General features: G+C 39.3%; 14 protein-coding genes. 7 read left to right on the top strand and 7 right to left on the bottom strand.

What is annotated here, in order from left to right; genetic code table 11:
* Positions 1-12: 12 nt before the first annotated feature.
* On the bottom strand, positions 13-1,362 hold the full coding sequence (locus tag IPZ59_RS13100; protein WP_236136500.1) for a sigma-54-dependent transcriptional regulator: 1,350 nt from the start codon (positions 1,360-1,362) through the stop codon (positions 13-15).
* A 120-nt stretch (positions 1,363-1,482) separates the two neighbouring features.
* A complete protein-coding gene (locus IPZ59_RS13095; RefSeq protein ID WP_236136499.1) occupies positions 1,483-1,641 on the bottom strand; it encodes a hypothetical protein in 159 nt (52 codons plus the stop codon).
* Positions 1,642-1,980: 339 nt separating this feature from the next.
* Between IPZ59_RS13095 and IPZ59_RS13090 the strand changes: the two genes are divergently transcribed.
* The 3 genes from IPZ59_RS13090 to IPZ59_RS13080 are packed head-to-tail and all read left to right on the top strand — an operon-like array spanning position 1,981 to position 4,516.
* Positions 1,981-2,733, top strand: coding sequence for a sulfite exporter TauE/SafE family protein (locus IPZ59_RS13090; RefSeq protein WP_236136498.1), 753 nt, complete (start codon positions 1,981-1,983; stop codon positions 2,731-2,733).
* Between the two features lie 19 nt (positions 2,734-2,752).
* Entirely contained in the window at positions 2,753-4,126 is a 1,374-nt protein-coding gene (locus tag IPZ59_RS13085; RefSeq protein ID WP_236136497.1) for an ATP-grasp domain-containing protein, read from the top strand.
* Between the two features lie 33 nt (positions 4,127-4,159).
* On the top strand, positions 4,160-4,516 hold the full coding sequence (locus IPZ59_RS13080) for a response regulator (protein ID WP_236136496.1): 357 nt from the start codon (positions 4,160-4,162) through the stop codon (positions 4,514-4,516).
* A gap of 44 nt (positions 4,517-4,560) precedes the next feature.
* Here the strand turns inward: IPZ59_RS13080 and IPZ59_RS13075 are convergent, their stop codons facing one another.
* A complete protein-coding gene (locus tag IPZ59_RS13075; protein ID WP_236136495.1) occupies positions 4,561-7,092 on the bottom strand; it encodes an ATP-binding protein in 2,532 nt (843 codons plus the stop codon).
* An 83-nt stretch (positions 7,093-7,175) separates the two neighbouring features.
* Between IPZ59_RS13075 and IPZ59_RS13070 the strand changes: the two genes are divergently transcribed.
* The 3 genes from IPZ59_RS13070 (at position 7,176) to glgX (ending at position 10,969) form a co-directional block, all read left to right on the top strand.
* Complete coding sequence (locus IPZ59_RS13070; RefSeq protein ID WP_236136494.1) at positions 7,176-7,325, top strand: hypothetical protein; 150 nt, start codon at positions 7,176-7,178, stop codon at positions 7,323-7,325.
* Positions 7,326-7,336: 11 nt separating this feature from the next.
* Complete coding sequence (locus IPZ59_RS13065; RefSeq protein WP_236136493.1) at positions 7,337-8,785, top strand: glycosyltransferase family 2 protein; 1,449 nt, start codon at positions 7,337-7,339, stop codon at positions 8,783-8,785.
* Between the two features lie 72 nt (positions 8,786-8,857).
* Positions 8,858-10,969 carry a glycogen debranching protein GlgX gene (gene glgX, locus IPZ59_RS13060; RefSeq protein WP_236136492.1) on the top strand — a complete coding sequence of 704 codons (2,112 nt, stop codon included), beginning with the start codon at positions 8,858-8,860 and terminating at the stop codon, positions 10,967-10,969.
* Between the two features lie 109 nt (positions 10,970-11,078).
* Here the strand turns inward: glgX and IPZ59_RS13055 are convergent, their stop codons facing one another.
* Positions 11,079-13,493 carry an alpha-ketoacid dehydrogenase subunit alpha/beta gene (locus tag IPZ59_RS13055; protein ID WP_236136491.1) on the bottom strand — a complete coding sequence of 805 codons (2,415 nt, stop codon included), beginning with the start codon at positions 13,491-13,493 and terminating at the stop codon, positions 11,079-11,081.
* Positions 13,494-13,934: 441 nt separating this feature from the next.
* Here IPZ59_RS13055 and ald point away from each other — a divergent pair, with 441 nt between their 5' ends.
* On the top strand, positions 13,935-15,053 hold the full coding sequence (ald, locus tag IPZ59_RS13050) for an alanine dehydrogenase (RefSeq protein WP_236136490.1): 1,119 nt from the start codon (positions 13,935-13,937) through the stop codon (positions 15,051-15,053).
* Positions 15,054-15,273: 220 nt separating this feature from the next.
* Here the strand turns inward: ald and IPZ59_RS13045 are convergent, their stop codons facing one another.
* The 3 genes from IPZ59_RS13045 to IPZ59_RS13035 are packed head-to-tail and all read right to left on the bottom strand — an operon-like array spanning position 15,274 to position 19,368.
* Positions 15,274-16,407, bottom strand: coding sequence for a glycoside hydrolase family 16 protein (locus tag IPZ59_RS13045; RefSeq protein ID WP_236136489.1), 1,134 nt, complete (start codon positions 16,405-16,407; stop codon positions 15,274-15,276).
* A 5-nt stretch (positions 16,408-16,412) separates the two neighbouring features.
* Positions 16,413-17,891 carry a PKD domain-containing protein gene (locus IPZ59_RS13040; RefSeq protein WP_236136488.1) on the bottom strand — a complete coding sequence of 493 codons (1,479 nt, stop codon included), beginning with the start codon at positions 17,889-17,891 and terminating at the stop codon, positions 16,413-16,415.
* A 10-nt stretch (positions 17,892-17,901) separates the two neighbouring features.
* The gene (locus IPZ59_RS13035) at positions 17,902-19,368 is read right to left on the bottom strand and encodes a RagB/SusD family nutrient uptake outer membrane protein (RefSeq protein ID WP_236136487.1); all 1,467 of its coding nucleotides are present in this window, start codon (positions 19,366-19,368) and stop codon (positions 17,902-17,904) included.
* Positions 19,369-19,372 lie beyond the last annotated feature (4 nt).

Here is a 19,372-nt window from a genome sequence, read left to right as displayed (position 1 = left end):
TTCATCTAAACTTTAATTTATTCCAAATTTTTTCATTTTTAAATACAAGGTTTTTCTGTCAATACCCAAATGAGCTGCTGCTTTCGATTTATTATGACGAAAAAGCTCTAAAGCCTCCGATATCAATTTTTCTTCCAAAATCTCTGTATGCTCTTTAAAAGAACCAACATCTGTAATAGAATAATCTGAGAGATTATTGGGGGATTCGTCCATCGTTTTAGGGCTTTTTAAAAAATCAGCAGGTAATAAGTCTTCTGTTATTTTGCTTGCTTCAGCTAACAGTACTGCTCTTCTCAATATATTCTTTAGTTCTCTAAGATTTCCTTGCCATGTATGTTGAAAAAAAACACGTGCTACTTGTTCACTCAATCCTTCCACCGATTTGTTAAACTGTACATTACTTTGTTGAAGAAAATGCTCAGTAAACAAGGCAATGTCTTCTTTTCTATCTCTAAGAGGCGGTACATCTATTCTGAATTCGTTGATTCTATGATATAGATCCAAACGGAAATTTGATTGCTGTTGATTTTCCAAATCTTCATTGGTGGCAGCAATAATCCGGATATCTAGGGGTACTTCCTGATTGGATCCTACTTTTTTAACCGAGCGCTCCTGTAAAGCACGTAATAGTTTGGATTGAATTTCTGGTTGAAGATTTCCTATTTCATCCAAAAACAAGGTTCCTCCATTCGCAAACTCAAGGTATCCCGTCTTATCCCCTACTGCACCCGTAAATGCTCCTTTGACATGTCCAAAAAATTCTGAACTTGACAAGTCACTCGATATGGCACCGCAATCCACTGCAACAAAAGGACCAGAGCCTCTATTGGATAAGGCATGGATTTTTCTTGCCAAATATTCTTTACCAGTCCCAGTTTCTCCAATGAGTAGCACTGAGAGATCAGTGGGGGCCACCAATTCCACGTGCTTGAAAATCTTTTTGAAGGATTGACTTTTCCCGACCACAAAAGTGAGTTCTTGAGATTGTGCAGAGCTCTCCTCTTTAGTATTCAATGCTTGCTTGATTGTCTGAAGCAATTCATCAGGATTGATAGGCTTAGTGATATACTCAAACGCGCCCACCTTCATCGCTTTTACTGCAATGCGTACTTCTGAATAATTGGAAATAAAAATTACCTTGAGAGCTGGATAGCTTATTTTGATTTGTTTCAAAATATCTAATCCTGTCCCGTCAGGAAGCCAGTAATCAGTGATTACAAGATCGATTTTTTCTTGTTCCAGCCATTTGAAAGCTTCTTTTTTTTGTTCACAAGAAAAAACTTGGAAGCTTTGTTTGGTCAAAAAACTTTTAATAAGCTTTTGATAACTCAAGTCATCCTCAATCAGTAAAATTTTTTTCATTCGCTCGTCTGCTTCAAAGAAAACTTATCAATAATAGCTATTTAATCATGAAATGAAGAAATAAAGTTCGGTTTTTATTCAGCCCACTCCAAAAGTGTAAAACCACTCCCAAAGCAACAACTATTGCACATAGAATTGTTGCTCTACTTCGTTCGCTTGAAATTGCTCAACTGGCTGTGTAGTATGCCAAATGATTTTGTTCCCTACATCTGTTAAGGCAAGTCCAATAATCAATAGATTTAGTAGAAGGAAAATATAGATGAGAATCCTCTTTTTCATACTCTTAGAAAAACAGAAATCGTTCCAGTAGATTCAATTCAAAATAAAGTTTTGCTTTTTCTATCAAAAAATCACTTTTATTCTAAAAAAACAGGTTCTTTTAAAAACATTGGGACAAAGAGACTTTTTAAAACTGTGTAAAAATACCTCAAATTGGGTCACACTTACACATGGTAATTCTTGATAGTTTAATCATTAAATCTAAATTTCCGTTAAAAATTAAACATTAAAACAATTTAGGCACGGTATTTTCATATTTAGAACTCGTTCCGCATGTGATTTTAAAGGATTCTATTTCAAGAGACTGAAGACTGCATGCTTTTTAAACAAAGCTTATTCATGCAACTAATACTCGTTTTAATTGGCGCCTTTATAGTATTCATCCTAAGCACCTTGACTGGAGGTGGAGCAAGCTTGTTGCTTATGCCACTTGTTGCGGTGGTTGTAGGTGTCAAAGCTGTAGCTCCTGTAATGGCAATCAGTATAGGTATGAGTAGTACTTCCAAAGTTTTTTTCTTTTGGAAGTATATCGATTGGAAATTATTTGGATGGCTTTTCCCTTCCACAATTATTGGTTCATTACTGGGAGCAAGAATGTTTGCGAGTCTATCTGCTGATTTTCTACAAATTTTAATTGGTCTTTTATTGCTTTCGACCGTTTTTCAATGGAATAAAAAGCAACGTAAAACAGGATTTCAGGTGAAAGCCTGGCATTTTGCTCCCATGGGTCTTGTCGTGGCCTTTTTGTCAGGCCTCATTGGTGGTGTTGGGCCTTTGATGAATTCCGCATACCTTAATTATGGTATCAGTAAGGAAAGCTTATTGGGCACCCGGTCGGCCAATGCGATCGTCCTTCACATCACAAAAATTATCAGCTATGCATATTTTGGGTTTGTTACGGGAGAAGTTTTGAAATTCGGAATCATGATCGGAATTTCTTCCATGATAGCCGTTTACTTCGGAAAATTAATCCTTGCAAAAATTTCTGAATTGTTTTTCAGAAAAATAGTGGTGGCCTCCATGGTCCTCAGTGGAATCCTGATGCTTTGGAAAAACAAAGATTACATTCAGGAACTAATCAACTTAAGTTAATAATAAGAATAAAGAACATATGAGACTTTCGATTTCCAAAAATGTCCATTTAGTTGAATCAGGTGATTTTGAGGCGACAGAGCATTGGTACCCCAGAGTGCTCAACTCCAATATACATCCTTTGGTTTCTTACTTCCTCAACCTTTCCCATCAGCAGATGGTAGAACGCTATCAGCGTCTGCATCCCTCTTGTAATCCACAAGCCATACTAAAAGTTTTGACGTACCAACCCACTTATTTTAGATGGGCGGGAACGGACTTGATGCATGTGACCAATCATGAGGGGAATAGAAAACTTGCTGTAATTGAGACCAACTCCTGCCCTTCCGGTCAAAAGTCCATGCCACTATTAGACCTGAATGTTGAGCAAGGTGGGTATAAACGCCTGATTGAAAAGACATTCAAGCCAATGGTAGATGCGCAAAACATGGAGGGGAGCTTGGCAGTGATCTATGATAAAAACCCTATGGAAAATGTTGGCTATGCAGCAACCATTGCAGATGTATTTGGGGAAAATGTGTACTTAGCTAAATTTGACAAGGCTGATACCAATCCACCTGTACACTTCAAAGAAGGAATCATGCATATCCGTAATCACCGGGAGGAATGGACTCCAATCCGCGCTGCCTTTCGCTATGTCACACAGGAACCATGGACCAGGTTGCCACAAAAAACCAAAACACTTATCTTGAATCCAATCGAGGCATGTCTGGCAGGAGGAAGAAATAAAGAAGTAGCAAGTGGTGCATACGATCACTTCAATAATGAATTCAAAGAGGAAGGAATCAGTATTTTTACCCCCAAGACCTTCACCAATGTGCCCTACCATGAATTGAAAAAATACTTCGATATTATGGGAGGAAATATGGTGATCAAAGTTCCTGATTCCAATGCAGGTCAAGGGGTATATACGGTTGTTTCTGAAAAAGAATTGGCTTTTGCTTTAAGCCAGATTGACCCAAAAGACACTTATTTAATTCAACAACTAATTCATAGCAATTATAACAAAGGATTGGACCCAACACAAGCATGGTATCATGTGGGAACTATTCCTGACAATAAGGGCAGAAGCTATGCATTTGACTTGAGATTAATGATGCATGCTACAGAGGAGGGCATCCGTCCCTTGGCTGTTTACTCCCGAAGATCTGGCTACCCATTAAATCAACCGCTTCCACAGGACATGAACTCTTGGGAAGTATACGGAACGAACCTTTCTATCAAAGGTGACGACGGCTGGACCTATGCAGATGAGCGGCTGATGCTCTTTGATATTCGGAATTTCGGACAGTTAGGTCTTGGGGTGGATGAATTGATCAAAGGCTTTGTTCAAAGTGCTATGGCTGTATATGCCATTGATCAAAATGCCATCAGAACCTTTGGTAACAAATAATTGAATGCTTAATTTCCACTTAAATTTAAAGTCATGATGAATACAAATATTTTGATCGTAGAAGATGACAACGTCTTTTGTAAACTATTAACTCGATTTTTGAGTAAAAAAGGCTTTTTAGTAAAAGATGCCCAAGATGGCAAAACAGCTCTCAAACTAATTGAACAAGAAGAGTTTTCGATTGGTATTTTCGATTATAGGTTACCGGATATGGATGGTATTGAAATATTGCAAATTATCAAAGAGAAAAACCCAACTACCAAAGTGGTCATCATGACTCGGTATGGAGATGAAGGAATCGCACACCTAGCAATCGCCAAGGGTGCAGATGCTTTTATTGCCAAACCTATAAATCCAATAGAATTACTCGAAGTTATCCAAGGAATTTGATTCCTCGGATAGCCTCAGGTTTTAGAGAACACAAGGCAAAAGACTCAAGTAACAGCGAAATCTTTCTTTAACACAGCTAAGACATGACTTACTTCTTCAATCAGCTGCTCCACTTCTTTATGCACCTTAGTGTTTTCTCCATTTTTGATAGCGATTTCAATGGATTTGGCCAATTCAGCACTTCCTGCTCGTATTTGGCGTAATCGACTAGAAAGCTGATGTGTCACTTCTCTTATCCTATTGAAATTGGCATTAGGAAGACTTTCTTGCAAAATAAGCAGGTCTTTTTCTGTTGCCACAATAATATCTCCCATGATCTCTACCACAAGCTCTTCATCTCCCAAACAAAACTTCGCTACATCTTCCTTAGTGTATAGAGAACACGGCTCTTTAGAATCCCCTTCCTGTTGATCATGTTGATCAACACTTTCTTTGCTATTACCAATCCCCAATTGCGCTAGTTTAGCCATCAACTGTGATTCACTGAAGGGCTTCAATAACAAAGAAGTAAAGCCTTCCTTGCTAAGTTTTCGCTCTTCTTCAACAAAAACATTTGCAGTCATGGCTAGAACAGGAATCTCTTGATAAAGCGGCTGATTTTGTAAAAAATGTAGCACATCAATGCCACTTACCTGGGGCATTTGTATATCCACAATGGCAAGGTCCAAGGGTACATCCGTATCAAGATTATCCAACACCTCCACCCCTCCATTGAAATCCATTACAGTGGCTCCTTTAGACTCCAAGAGATTTCTCAACAAGCGCAAACCTATGCTATCATCATCTACCAATAAAATCTGATACCCTTCCAATGAAATCAGCTGACTTGTCCTCTCCAAAGTGTCAATCTCAGATGCCTCCCCAAGTTCAATCGGTAAAATAACCCGGAAGGTGGTTCCAGTGCCTTGTTCAGACCGGAAGGTAATTTCACCGTCTAATAACTCCACCAATCTCTTGGTGATTGCTAAACCTAGGCCTGTACCTCCAAAGTTTCGGGTAATGGAGGAATCCCCTTGATGAAATTCTTGAAAAATAGTTGCCTGAACCTCGTCTGACATACCCATACCTGTATCCTCAACTTCAATAATCAACCATTGCTCGGCATCTATGGTCAAGGAAGTTTTTATAAAGCCCTGAGAAGTGAATTTCAAGGCATTACTCAACAGGTTATTCATAATTTGACTGATCCGCAATTGATCACCTACTAACCAACCCCCCTCTGGCAAATCCATTTGCCAAGAAAAAGCCAATTGTTTTTCTCTTGCCCGTAAAGCATAAAAGTTTCTGATGGTAACAAACAAAGATGCTGCATCAAAGCTTAATTTTTCTATATTAATTTTACCTGCCTCTAGTTTTGAAAAATCTAAAATATCATTGACTATACCAATCAATGTATCCGATGCGTACCCCATCATTTTCAGGTATTCAATTTGCTGTTCGTCAAGGGTAGTTCTTTCAAGCGCTTGTTGATAGCCTTGTATAGCATGTAAGGGGTTGCGGATTTCGTGACTCATATTAGCTAAAAAATCCTGCTTCGCTTTTGCTAAGTCATCCGATTTTTGCTTCGCTTCCTCTAATTTGGATCGATACGAAATCCCCTTCTTAATTTCGGTTAAAATACTATTGACAAATCCCAGGGAGCCAGCTACACCTAAAAATATCAAAATGCCTAAAATAACAGAAACCACATAGGTAAGCTCGTAGGCAGAATCGTTTTTTGCTTTGTATTCTGCGAGCAATTCTACTTGCATGGTAGCAATCAACTGCTGAATTTGATAAAACACATCCTTATTCTTATTGATCAGACGAGTTTCTAGGATGATAAAGTTTTGCCTCAATCGCTGCTCATCCTGATACATTTTGGTCATAAAGGTTTTTAAAGCTTCCAAAGCAGCATCTGTGCTTTCTGCTCGCTCATTGGATTTACGTTCGCTGGTTTTCCTCCCTTCTTGTTCCCCAAGTTCTTTGAAAAACTCCACAAAATCCTCGTCCAATTCAAGGTCTTCGTCGATCGATGGCAAAGAGTCATTTTTTTTCTCAGGAAGGGTGATTTCGGTCAAAAAATCTCTTTCTCGAATTCTCCCCAAAAACTGCATTTCACTCAATTCCTGCTGTCGCTTAATTCTTCGCTCGATATTCACGAGCGCTTCTTCACTGAATGTTCGACTCGTCAAATTGTACCGCACCTCTTCCAAACCTGCATAAACAACTAATAATTCGGATAAATCCATGCTAATCTTTTCCAAACTTTGAACTTCAAGGGGATCATCTGCCAGTCTTTTTAACCAGTCAAGCCGCTCCTTGATTCTCCGTTCGGTCTCTTCCAAAACAGAATCTTTATCAGATGTTCGTTCAGTCTTGGACATGTCCAATAAATATACATCTGCCATCAACCCGTTCAACTGCTCGAGCTTTTCATTTGGCTCTGTAAGGTTTTCTACGGTTGACAATAATTTTTGAATGCTGAAAAATGTAATTACTGAGACTCCGACAACCAAAACTGCTGCTAGCAAAAAGCCAATAATTACTTTGTTACCTATTTGAAATTTTGACTGATGGGTTGTTTTTTGAGACATTTGATGGATAATTTACTCTTAAAAATCTTGTTTTTATCTGCATCATCGTAGCATGCAAAAATCAATCCATAGCTAAAAAAACTATGAATCCATTTTTTACCCACTTTGGGACACAGGATGCAGCCCCAAAATGGGGAATAAAACCACACATTACTGTGGTATACATGCTCAAACCTAAAAAAAATACACTTTTTACATCTGGTACAGGGTTTGGACATAGGTTGGAAAATTAAACCAACATTATATGCTAATCAGACAAGAGCGTAGTTCAGTCGTTACCCGAAGCAAAGAGATAAGCAAGTTTATTTTACCTACTAATTTACCCAGCAGATTGCCGTTTAAAAATGTTGCAGTGGCTCCTTTTCCCCACCAAAACTTTTTACTCTGGGGCTTGGTTTTACTGGTATTCGTAGCCACTGTTTCTTCCTTAATCTTTTTTTGGTCGGATTTTAAGCTATTCCGCACCCAGCGGTTGGCTTCTTCTTGGGGATATTACACCTTGATGCTTTCCATGATTATTTTAGCTTTCAAGCTTTCTTTTCTAGCCTTTATCACCATTGCTTATAAATTTTACAAACCGATCGAATCCGTTTCTGACGATGAGTTACCTGTTTGTACGATCATCGTACCGGCCTATAATGAAGGCATGCAAGTTTATGATACGCTCAAAAGCATCGTAAATTCCAATTATCCGTTGAAAAAATTAGAAATCATTACGATCGATGACGGCAGTAAGGACGACACTTGGGCCTGGATGCAAAAAGCGAAAAGAGAGTTGATCGGAAATATCACTATTCTGCAACAACCACATAACAAGGGAAAAAGACATGCGTTATACAGAGCCTTTCACGCAGGTAGCGGCGATATTTTTATTACAATCGATAGTGACTCCATCATTCGTAAAAATACCCTCAGAAATATGGCGAGTCCTTTCGTTGTCAATCCTAAGTGTGGGGCTGTAGCAGGTAATGTACTGGTCTTAAATAAAAAAGATGGCTTTATCCCAAAAATGTTAAATGTCAGTTTTGCGTTTAGCTTTGAGTTTATTCGATCTGCACAGAGTGTATTTGGTTCAGTCTTATGCACGCCCGGTGCATTGGCCGCTTATAGAAAAGAAGCTGTAATGAATTGTCTTCCTGATTGGATCAATCAACGCTTTTTAGGGCAACAAACGGACATAGGGGAAGATCGGGCTATGACCAATATGATTTTGAAACAAGGTTATGAAGTACTATTTCAGAAAAATGCAGAAGTACTCACCAAGATCCCTGACAAATACAAAAATTTGAGTAAAATGTATATTCGGTGGGAAAGAAGTAATGTGCGTGAGAATATCATGTTAAGCAAATTCGCCTTTTCTAATTTTAGAGAAGGCTCCAAAATAGGTACCCGAATACTCCTATTGAACCAATGGATCAAAGTATTGATGGCATACCCCGCTTTACTTTTATTGATTGTTCTCTTAAGTATTCAACCGTTTTTAATCCTAACCAGTATGCTTATTGGAATTCTTGTTTTTTCAAGTATTCCCGCATTTTTTTATGCATACAAGCGGGAGTTTGAAGATGCAAAATGGGCCTACTTCTATTCAATCTATTATACTTTTTCACTGTTTTGGATTACGCCTTATGCGATAGCTACAGCAAATAGAAGGGGCTGGCTTACGAGAGAACTTCCCAAAAATATTCAATAGAATCACTTTTCTTTCTGTCCAATCCTTACCTTAGTGAAAATTTATCCTATAAATTATTCACTAAGGTTTTTCATGTTTATACGAAATATCCAATCCGAAAAATCAAGATTCAATCCACTTCAAGGTCAAAGTTTTCCTATTGGACCTACCCTCATGGAAGGTGGAGTTAATTTTTGTATTTTTTCCAAGCATGCGACCTTAGTCGAGTTGCTCATCTTCAACCATATCAATGAAATATATCCAGCTGAAGTCTTCACATTAAACCCGAAATATAACAAAACCTACCACTATTGGCATATCTTTTTGGAAGGTGCTTATGAAGGATTGATTTATGCTTATAGAATTCATGGCCCATACGAACCCGAAAACGGCCACTTCTTTGACTCATCCAAAGTGATCTTAGACCCATATGCCAAAGCAGTAGTGATTCCCGAGCAATACAGTAGAAAAGCACATACAAAACTTGGAAAAGGTGGTCTTCACAGCATGAAGAATGTCATTGTAGACATCAACAATTATGATTGGGATGGGGATTCACACCCAAGAACTCCATTTTCGCGTACAGTCATCTATGAAATGCATGTGGGTGGCTTTACCAAGCATCCCAATTCAGGTATATCCCCCGAAAAACGGGGAACATTTGCAGGTTTGGTAGAAAAGATCCCTTATTTGAAAGATTTAGGGATTACTGCAGTAGAACTCTTACCTATATTTCAATTTGACACCCAAGATGCACCTCCTGGGATGATCAATTATTGGGGGTATAGTCCTGTTTCGTTTTTTGCACCGCATCAGGGTTTTTCAACCGAACCAAATAGCCTCAAAGTATTGGATGAATTCAGGGATATGGTCAAAGCATTGCACAATGAAGGAATAGAGGTCATACTCGATGTGGTATTCAACCATACTGCTGAAAACAAAGAAGATGGGCCCACCTATTCTTTCAAAGGTATTGACAACAGTATTTTTTACATTTTAGAAAAAGACAAGTCCAAGTACAAAAATTATTCCGGCACAGGCAATACTTTGAACGCCAACCAATCCATTGTTAGGAGAATGATCCTTTCAGCATTGCATTTTTGGGTGAGGGACATGCACGTGGATGGATTTAGATTTGACTTAGCTTCCATCTTATCGAGAGATGAAAGAGGGAATCCCATAGAAAATCCTCCCATCCTTTGGGATATAGAATCTGATCCAATATTGGCCGGCACCAAGCTGATTGCAGAAGCTTGGGATGCAGCAGGTTTGTATCAAGTAGGTTCCTTCATTGGTGATAGCTGGAAGGAGTGGAATGGGAAATTCAGAGATGATGTGCGTTCATTTCTTAGAGGAGATACTGGAAAAATAAGTGACTTTGTCACCCGCGTCATCGGAAGTCCTGATATCTACGCAGCCAAAAACAGGGAAGCTGAGCAAAGTATAAACTTCGTCTCCTGCCATGATGGGTTTACCTTGATGGATGTAGTTTCTTACAATCACAAAAACAATCTTGCCAATAATGAAGGCAATAGAGATGGGAATAATGAAAATTTCAGCTATAATTTTGGAATAGAAGGACCAACTAATAATAAGTTGATCAATCGCTTACGAAAGAGACAGATTAAAAATTTCCATGTCATCAATATCCTTTCCTTGGGAGCTCCAATGATTTTGATGGGAGATGAAGTATGTCGAAGCCAACAAGGCAATAACAACGCCTATTGTCAGGATAATGAGATTTCATGGTTTGATTGGGACCTGGTAGAGAAAAATCAAGACATGTTCCGTTTTGTCAAAATCCTGATTCAAAAACGATTAATGCGTGAAACTTCTCAACGGGGATTTAATTTGAGTTTACTGGAATTCCTTCAAAAACCTCTAATTGAATGGCATGGCATCAGGATTGGACAACCTGATTGGAGAAAAAATTCACATGCCATTGCTGCAACATTTTCCTCCCTTAGTGGGCAAATGGCCATGCATTACATGGTCAACGCTTATGTTGAAGACCTTACTTTTGAATTGCCAAAACAGGTAAATGACTCCCCTATACGGTGGAAACGGTGGATCGATACCGCAAAAGATAGCCCACATGACATTGCGCAATGGAAAGATTCTCCTTGGATCATGGAAACACAGTACCACGTCAAAGCCCACAGCATAGTCATCGCTATGGGAAGTATTAAAAATAATGGCTTGTAAAAATCTTTCCAAAACAAAAGCCCTCATCCGAGGAGGATAGAGGGCTTAAACGTTAGATTGTCAGACTTTCATTGAAATTCCAATCAACTACTTGGACTATTTTTATTTGTTAAATTTCCGGGAATCTTACAGGATCTACTTCATGAAACATCCTGTAAACAGTCTCTACCACATCATCTACAGATGGCTTTGAGAAATAATCTCCATCAGATGAATATGCTGGCCTATGGGCTTTAGCCGCAATGGTAACAGGCTCTGAGTCTAAGTGATAGTAGGCTTTTTGTTCTTCCACTACTTTTTGCATCATATAGGCCGACGCTCCACCTGGTACATCTTCGTCTGCAAACAATACACGGTTGGTTTTCTTGATGGAGTCAACTATGCTATGATGCACATCAAAAGGCAATAAGGTTTGCACATCGATTACTTCCAATTCAATTCCCATCTCAGCTAATTCTTCTGCTGCATCCATGATAATCCTACACATAGAGCCATAGGTCACAACGGTTAAATCCGCCCCTGCTCTCAAAATTTCAGGTTGCCCCAAAGCTACTTTAAACTCACCGATATTGGATGGCATTCGCTCTTTCAAACGGTAGCCATTCAGGCATTCAATAACCAAGGCAGGCTCGTCAGCTTCCATCAGTGTATTATACATTCCTGCAGCTTGGGTCATATCTCTAGGCACGCAAAGAAGCATCCCTCTAAGAGAATGTAGCAACATACCTATTGGAGAACCTGCATGCCATACACCTTCCAGACGATGTCCTCTTGTACGTACAATCAAAGGTGCTTTTTGTCCGCCTTTGGTTCGGTATGTTAAGGAAGCCAAATCATCCGATAAGGTCATCAAGGCATAATGGATATAATCCAAATACTGAATTTCAGCCATAGGTCTAAGCCCTCTCAATGCCGCACCGATACCTTGCCCAATAATCGTTACTTCTCGAATAGAGGTGTCAAATACACGCAAATCACCATACTTTGCTTGCAATCCTGAAAAAGCTTGATTTACATCACCAATTTTACCAACGTCTTCACCAAAAGCAAGGAATCTAGGGTCACGTTCAAGAATTTTATCAAAACATGCTTGCAACACTTCTCTTCCATCTACCAAAGGTGCCCCTTCATCATATCGTACAGGAACTATGGCAACATTCGCGTATTGATCAGTGGATTGAGAATATAAGTGACTATTATACCTATCTTCATTGAGCACTGAAAGTTCTTTAAACCAATGTCTAAGTTCAGCTTTTACAGCTTCTGCATCTTTGCGCATCGCCCACAAAGCTCTTCTTACGGTGGAGACCACATCCTTCCGGATTGGATTCAATGTCTTTTGTAAATCATCCGCTAATTGTAACAAAGCAGCTGATTCGGATGCTTGAGGTGCTGCTGCTCTGATCAATTGTACAGCTTCTTGCAATTCCTGTTTGATGTCGGAACTGAATGCTGCCCATGCAGCATCTTTTTCTTTTTTAGCATAGACTTTCGCTTCATTTTCAATTTGAAATAAGTCCGCCTCTGTGGCAACTCCATTGACTAAGAGGTAATCTTTAAATTTTACAAGACAATCATGGTCTTTCTCCCAATCCAATCGCTCCTTTGATTTGTAGCGCTCATGAGAACCTGATGTAGAATGTCCTTGTGGCTGTGTCACCTCAATCACATGTATGAGTACCGGAACATGCTCTTCCCTTGCTATTCTGGAAGCATTTTCAAAAGCCTTATCCAAGGCTTCAAAATCCCAACCTTTGACAACAAAAATCTCAAATCCTTTTTGATCATCGTTCCGTTGGAGTCCTTTCAGAATTTCCGAAATACTTCCCTTGGTGGTATGATATTCATTTGGCACAGATATTCCGTAGCCATCATCCCAAACGGAAACTACCATTGGTACTTGCATGACTCCTGCCGCATTGATCGCTTCAAAAAACATCCCTTCAGATGTAGATGCATTTCCTATGGTTCCCCAAGCCACTTCATTCCCTTTATTGGAAAATTGGGTCATGGGATGAAGTGATTCATTATTTCTATATAATTTGGACGCCATGGCCAGTCCCAATAATTTGGGCATTTGTCCGGCAGTTGGAGAAATGTCAGAAGATGAATTTTTCATTTCCATTAAATTCTTCCATTGCCCGTCCTCATCCAAGGATCGTGTGCCAAAATGACCATTCATCAAACGTCCTCCAGAAGCAGGTTCAGCTTCTACCGAAGTATGGGCGTATAATTGTGCGAAATACTCGCGTATGGTCAATTGGCCGATGGCAAACATGAACGTTTGGTCTCTGTAGTATCCGGCACGAAAATCTCCGTTTTGAAAGTGCCTAGCCATAGCCAACTGCGCCAACTCCTTACCATCTCCAAAAATACCAAACTTGGCCTTGCCCATAAACACCTCTTTCCTCCCTATGAGCGAAGCCTGTCGGCTTTCATGAGCTAGTCGATACTCTTTTAACAAAAGTTCTTTATCTAAAACTTTTGACTTTTTGTTTGTTGAAATAGAAGCCACTGAAGTCATGATTAAACGAATCTCTAAATTATTTTGGGTTTAACTGCTACACGCAGTTATTCCAAAAATAGAAATTTTTGAATTGTTTACAAACAGTTAATTCCATTTCTTTTTTTAAAAAATCGATAAAATATTTTGATAAAAATAAGTAGATTATTTTTTTTTAAAATTTTATATCGCAAAATTAGGTTTTACTGATTTTATAATTTCGATATTTAGAAAAATACCCATACAATAGAAGGGGAAATTTAAGTAAAAAAATTTCCAAATTTTCAATTATTTTAAAGCCCTTTTTAAAATTTTATCAGGTTTAGACGCTTTAAAAAAAATTTAATTTCAATTTTTAACGATTTTCATACCTCATTCAAAATATATAATAGGTTTTGACCTATGTAATGCTTTCCCATATTATCTTTGCAAAATTGTTATTTAAACCCAAATGTTAGCAAGATGATAATAGGCGTTCCCAAGGAAATCAAAAACAATGAAAACAGAGTGGCTTTGACCCCTGCCGGTGCAAAAGAACTTGTAAAAAGAGGTCATCAAGTCTATGTACAACATACAGCAGGTGTAGGTAGCGGTTTTTCTGATGAAGAATACGAACAAGCAGGTGCTGTAATCCTTTCAAGCATTGAGGATGTATATGCCATTGCTGAAATGATCATAAAGGTAAAAGAACCTATTGAACCCGAATATAAATTGATCAAAGAAAATCAGTTGTTATTCACCTATTTTCACTTTGCTTCCTATGAACCTTTAACCAAAGCAATGGTAGAAAGCAAGGCTGTCTGCTTAGCTTATGAGACAGTCGAGAAAGCAGATAGATCATTACCGCTATTGGTTCCTATGTCCGAAGTAGCAGGAAGAATGTCTGTTCAAAAAGGAGCTAACTATTTAGAAAAGCCTTTGAAAGGTAGAGGAATTCTTTTGGGTGGCGTACCAGGTGTTTTACCTGCCAAAGTTTTGATTTTAGGTGGTGGTATTGTTGGTACTCAAGCAGCTTGGATGGCTGCCGGTCTTGGAGCAGATGTAACGATTATGGATGTATCTTTAGCAAGAATGAGATATTTGGCTGATGTCATGCCTGCCAATGTAAAAACCATGATGTCTAATGAGTATAATATCCGTGCAATGATCAAAGATTCAGATTTGATCGTAGGTGCTGTATTAATTCCAGGTGCAAAAGCTCCTCACCTAATTACTCGGGACATGTTGAAAGAAATGAAACCAGGTACAGTATTGGTGGATGTAGCCGTAGACCAAGGAGGTTGCATCGAAACATGTACACCAACTACGCATGAGAATCCAACCTATATTATTGATGATGTAGTGCATTACTGTGTAGCCAATATGCCTGGAGCTGTGCCATACACTTCTACATTAGCTTTGACCAACGCCACGCTTCCTTACGCTATTCAATTGGCAGATAAAGGTTGGAAAAGAGCAGCTCAAGAAAATGCTGAGCTTGTTCCTGGTCTAAATGTGATCAATGGTGAAATTGTATACAAAGCGGTAGCAGACGCCTTTGATATGAGCTATGTACCTGTCGAAAAATACTTGATTGACTGATCTTAAAAGAATCCGTTAAGCACAATTAAACCCGATCAAAAATTTGATCGGGTTTTTTGTTTTCATTATGCTGAGTTGAAAAAAAGTCGCCAAGCGATGGCTTGTAAAAATATTTGAGCTTCTATTCGAAGTGTTCATGCTATGTTGATTTTAAAAATCCAAGCAACAAAAAAAGCAGTGCTCTTTCGAACACTGCTTTTTTTGTAGTTTAATAGGTTACTTATAATCTCTGAAATACTCTTACATAATCTACTACCATCTGCTGAGGGAAGGTAGTAGTTCCATCAGGATCTCCAGGCCAATTTCCCCCTACTGCAATGTTGAATAAAAAGAAGAAAGACTCTCTAAGTTCTGAAAGTGCAGCAGGTGTAATATCTACAGTATGGAATGCAACGTTATCTAATAACCAAACAATCCGCTGTTCATCCCAGATAATAGAAAAAACATGAAAGTTATCATTGAAAATACCTTGTCTCAAAGTAGTGGATCCGCCGGTATTGGCCCATGATCCATTATTGTCCCAATGTACCGTTCCATGAACTTCATTATTACGAGCTGTTGCAGGACCTCCTACCATTTCCATGATATCAATTTCTCCACAAGCAGGCCAACCTACAGTCCTGATATTATCACCAAGCATCCAAAGAGCAGGCCATATACCTTGACCCTTTGGTAAAACTGCCCTGATATCTATTCTTCCAAATTGGAAGGACTGACGGCCTTCTGTTTTGATTCTCGAAGAGGTGAATTGTCTGCCCCCTAAATTTTCTCTCCTAGCGGTAATGATTAGATTTCCACCTTCTAATCTAACATTTTCCCTTCGATCTGTGTACCATTGAAGTTCATTGTTGCCCCATCCGCAAAGGCTATTTGCACAGCCATCACCCAAATCATAAGTCCAATCTTGAGATAATGCACTACCATTAAATTCATCTCTCCATACTAAGCGATAGCCCTCATAACTTTCAGGACTTACAAAACCAGTGGTAGGAATCCCTAAACCAAGTGCTGCACTCGAAATTTCTACTTGACGGGTATCGGAAATAAAATCATTTTCAGTAGTATGCGCTTGAACGGTAATCGTAAATGTACCTGCTTCTCTATAAGTAAAGGACATTTGATTGCCTGTTGCCAATTCAGGCAATTGCTCGTCCACGCCAAAACCAACCCTAAAAAAGTTAGCATTTTGCGCTGAAAAACTTACTGTTACATTTCCTCTTTCACCTTGCTCAACTTCAATTTGTAAATTTGTAGGCAATAATACTTTTAAATCTACTTCTTCTTGCTCGCAGCCCCAAAGTAGGGCTGCTGCAAGAAAAAGTAGTAGGATTTGTTTGAATTTTACACCCTTCATACTAATTAATTATCAGGAATCAAAACGAATGTCCACCATAAGTCGCTAGCAGGATTGATAGCAATCACTAACGTTAGTTCTTGCGTAGCTGGATCATAATTTAATACATCGTATGTCACAGACTCATTGGCCCTTGGAGGACCAGCTGTGTATTCCCCTCCATTGAATGCCTTAGGCAAAGCAATGAAAGCACCTGTACCTGTAACGGTAATTTTCGCACGATTGTTACCAGAAGACGGCTCAAAGCTGAATTGATGCGTTCCCGAAGCCCATGCAGCACCAGGAGTACCAGCTAGATTTGCTTCTGGTTGACACCCTCCACCTGAAATACCCATGTAATCTTCCGCATAAATATCACCTTGAGCATTATACTCATACACCCCACCCTCTTTAAAGATATATAGGTCGTTAAATAAACATGGGCGATCTCCAGCAATACTAGGTCCGTTCGGGAAGAATGCATCGCTACCAGGAGAAGGACCAACTCCGAAAGCACCCGCAGCAGGTTTTAACTTCCAAGCTTTTGTTCCGCTACCTATCAAATCATTGAGAGAAAGATTTACATCTGGATTTTCTGGCTCTGGTTCTGGTTCGGGCTCTGGTTCTGGATCAGGCTGACCAGCAAAACCAGCCGGTATCAAGCGCACGTACCAGAATAGATCTTCATTTGCGCCATCCCTAAATCTTAAGAACATTTGATTTTCTTCCAAGACCACCAACTGATAGGATCTAACACCCGTAAAGTAACCAATAAAACCAGGATTGGTGACAGTCAACACAGGGAAAGGACTTTCTTCTTCCAAAATATTCCAATTCAATCCTCCTGGGGACACAAAAGGAGCTGATAGATCACCTACCCCTGGATCAAAAGCACCTGGAAAAGCAGAACCCTGAGCTCCGTTTAAGTACACAAGACCATTAGTATTCCAGTCAAACTCAAATCCTGTCAATTTAAAAGTGTATCGCGAATTATACATTCCACTACCTACTTTTTCGTTAGGCTGAGCCTGATAGAAATCAGGAAAGAAGCTAGTAGCAGGTCCAACACCAAGGTGACCCAATCTCGCAGAGTCAATTACCCAAGTCTTGCCTTCTACCGCATCAACGCCACCTGTCAAAAGATTGAATATTGGTCTATCCAACAATGTAGGGTCTGTCTCTTCAATAATTACATCTTGGCTAAAGCTGGAGCTTCCTCCTTTATCATATACTGTCAATGTAACCGTATAAGTACCTGCCAACGGGTAAAAACCTCTTACTCTTCTTCCTTCTGTTCGTACACCATTACCAAGATCCCAAACCATCAAGAAGAAGTCACCGTCACCTACAAAGTCCAATATATTATCACTTTCTGTAGACGGTATGAAACTGAACCCTGCATCCTGTACAGTAGGTGCTTCAGCATCTAGTCTAAATTCCTCTACACATGACCATACAAATAGAATGGGCAAGAGAAAAGCTGCTATTTTTAAATATTTTTTCATCATCGTTCAATTAATAACCAGGATTTTGACTCCATCTACCACCCGCTAAGTCTATTTCTACTTGAGGAATTGGAAATAACTCATGTTTGCCAACTTGGAATCCTTGAATGGCTTCTGACGCCTTTCCTGTCCGGACCAAATCCCAAAATCTGTAACCTTCACCTGAAAGTTCTAATCTACGCTCTCTGTAGATATCTTCTAGCAATTGAGTACCCGCGCTTGTAATATCAGCTACGCCAGCTCTTTGCCTCACTTTGTTCAACTCTGTCCGTGCTCGTGCATCGTTACCAGTTTGAGCAAATGCCTCTGCTGCCATCAATAGAACATCCGCATATCGAATTGCCCGATAGTTCAAGGGACTGGTCAAATCATCATCAGGAAGTCCCCTTTCTGCATCTCTTTTGATGTACTTATTGTTGAAATAACCTGTATGCCCACCTGCTCCAATTGCAAACGTGATATCTGAAGCATTTGGTTGGCCTGCAATGAACGCCTCCAAATCCAAAATTGTCACGTCTCTTCTTGGATCATTTCCAAAGAAATCATACAAATTCTGAGTAGGTAAGTTGTAACTATTACCATCTCCATAAAAAGGACCAACATAGTTACGAATAGCGTGAAAACCTGGTGCAGGATTTCCCTGTAAACAAACCAAACAACCATAGTCTCCACCTTGCAATCCAGAATGCTGTATGGTAAATACGTCTTCAGAACTATTTTGATTTACGGCCAACCACATAGTGGACATATTTGGAACCAAAGCATAACCAGCCTCATTTGTGGTAATCAAATCACCCAAAACTTGCGCTGCTTCACCAAATTTGTTCTGGTACAATAAAACCTTCCCTTTCAAGGCCATAGCAGCACCTTTGGTGATTCTTCCTAATTCAGGGTTTGTCCAATTCAACACTTGGATAGCTCTATCCAAATCTTGCTCTATTTGAGCATAAACTTGGGCTCTTGGAGTTCTGTCTAATTGAAATACTTCATTAATAGAAGCTCTTCTGTCAACAATTAATGGAATATCTCCAAAATACTTTACCAAGGTAAAGTAATAATACGCCCTAATGAAAGATATTTCAGCCATTAAACGCTCCTTCTGTGGGAAGTCAATGTTATCCTCATTTTCGAAAACAAAATTGGCTCTTCCGATACCAGCATAATTAAAACGCATGACGTTCCTTAATTCTGCATTGATTCCGCCATGACGCATGCCATCAATTTCATGTAAGCCTTGCGTATCATTAACACTTTCTCCACCAGCGATGGAATTATCTGATGCGATTTCGCCTATCCATAGATGTAGGTAGTTTGCTTGCATCAAATCATACACACCAATTACCGCCCGCTCATAGTCCTCTGGGGTGAGGAAAAAGTTTTCTGCATCTTGAACAAATTCAGGTTCAAGATCCAACCAAGCATCACATGACACAAAGCTCATGCTGACTGCAAGTAGAAATATTTTTATTTTTTTCATGTCT

The organism is Mongoliitalea daihaiensis, assembly GCF_021596945.1.
Lineage (GTDB): Bacteria > Bacteroidota > Bacteroidia > Cytophagales > Cyclobacteriaceae > Mongoliitalea > Mongoliitalea daihaiensis.
The sequence above is the reverse complement of the archived record's forward strand: the minus strand, read 5'-3'. Positions and strand labels throughout refer to the sequence as shown.

Coding starts and splice junctions, on each gene's coding strand:
- IPZ59_RS13100 (WP_236136500.1), bottom strand. CDS start 1,362: ATGAAAAAAATTTTACTGATTGAGGATGACTTGAGTTATCAAAAGCTT.
- IPZ59_RS13095 (WP_236136499.1), bottom strand. CDS start 1,641: ATGAAAAAGAGGATTCTCATCTATATTTTCCTTCTACTAAATCTATTG.
- IPZ59_RS13090 (WP_236136498.1), top strand. CDS start 1,981: ATGCAACTAATACTCGTTTTAATTGGCGCCTTTATAGTATTCATCCTA.
- IPZ59_RS13085 (WP_236136497.1), top strand. CDS start 2,753: ATGAGACTTTCGATTTCCAAAAATGTCCATTTAGTTGAATCAGGTGAT.
- IPZ59_RS13080 (WP_236136496.1), top strand. CDS start 4,160: ATGATGAATACAAATATTTTGATCGTAGAAGATGACAACGTCTTTTGT.
- IPZ59_RS13075 (WP_236136495.1), bottom strand. CDS start 7,092: ATGTCTCAAAAAACAACCCATCAGTCAAAATTTCAAATAGGTAACAAA.
- IPZ59_RS13070 (WP_236136494.1), top strand. CDS start 7,176: ATGAATCCATTTTTTACCCACTTTGGGACACAGGATGCAGCCCCAAAA.
- IPZ59_RS13065 (WP_236136493.1), top strand. CDS start 7,337: ATGCTAATCAGACAAGAGCGTAGTTCAGTCGTTACCCGAAGCAAAGAG.
- glgX (WP_236136492.1), top strand. CDS start 8,858: ATGTTTATACGAAATATCCAATCCGAAAAATCAAGATTCAATCCACTT.
- IPZ59_RS13055 (WP_236136491.1), bottom strand. CDS start 13,493: ATGACTTCAGTGGCTTCTATTTCAACAAACAAAAAGTCAAAAGTTTTA.
- ald (WP_236136490.1), top strand. CDS start 13,935: ATGATAATAGGCGTTCCCAAGGAAATCAAAAACAATGAAAACAGAGTG.
- IPZ59_RS13045 (WP_236136489.1), bottom strand. CDS start 16,407: ATGAAGGGTGTAAAATTCAAACAAATCCTACTACTTTTTCTTGCAGCA.
- IPZ59_RS13040 (WP_236136488.1), bottom strand. CDS start 17,891: ATGAAAAAATATTTAAAAATAGCAGCTTTTCTCTTGCCCATTCTATTT.
- IPZ59_RS13035 (WP_236136487.1), bottom strand. CDS start 19,368: ATGAAAAAAATAAAAATATTTCTACTTGCAGTCAGCATGAGCTTTGTG.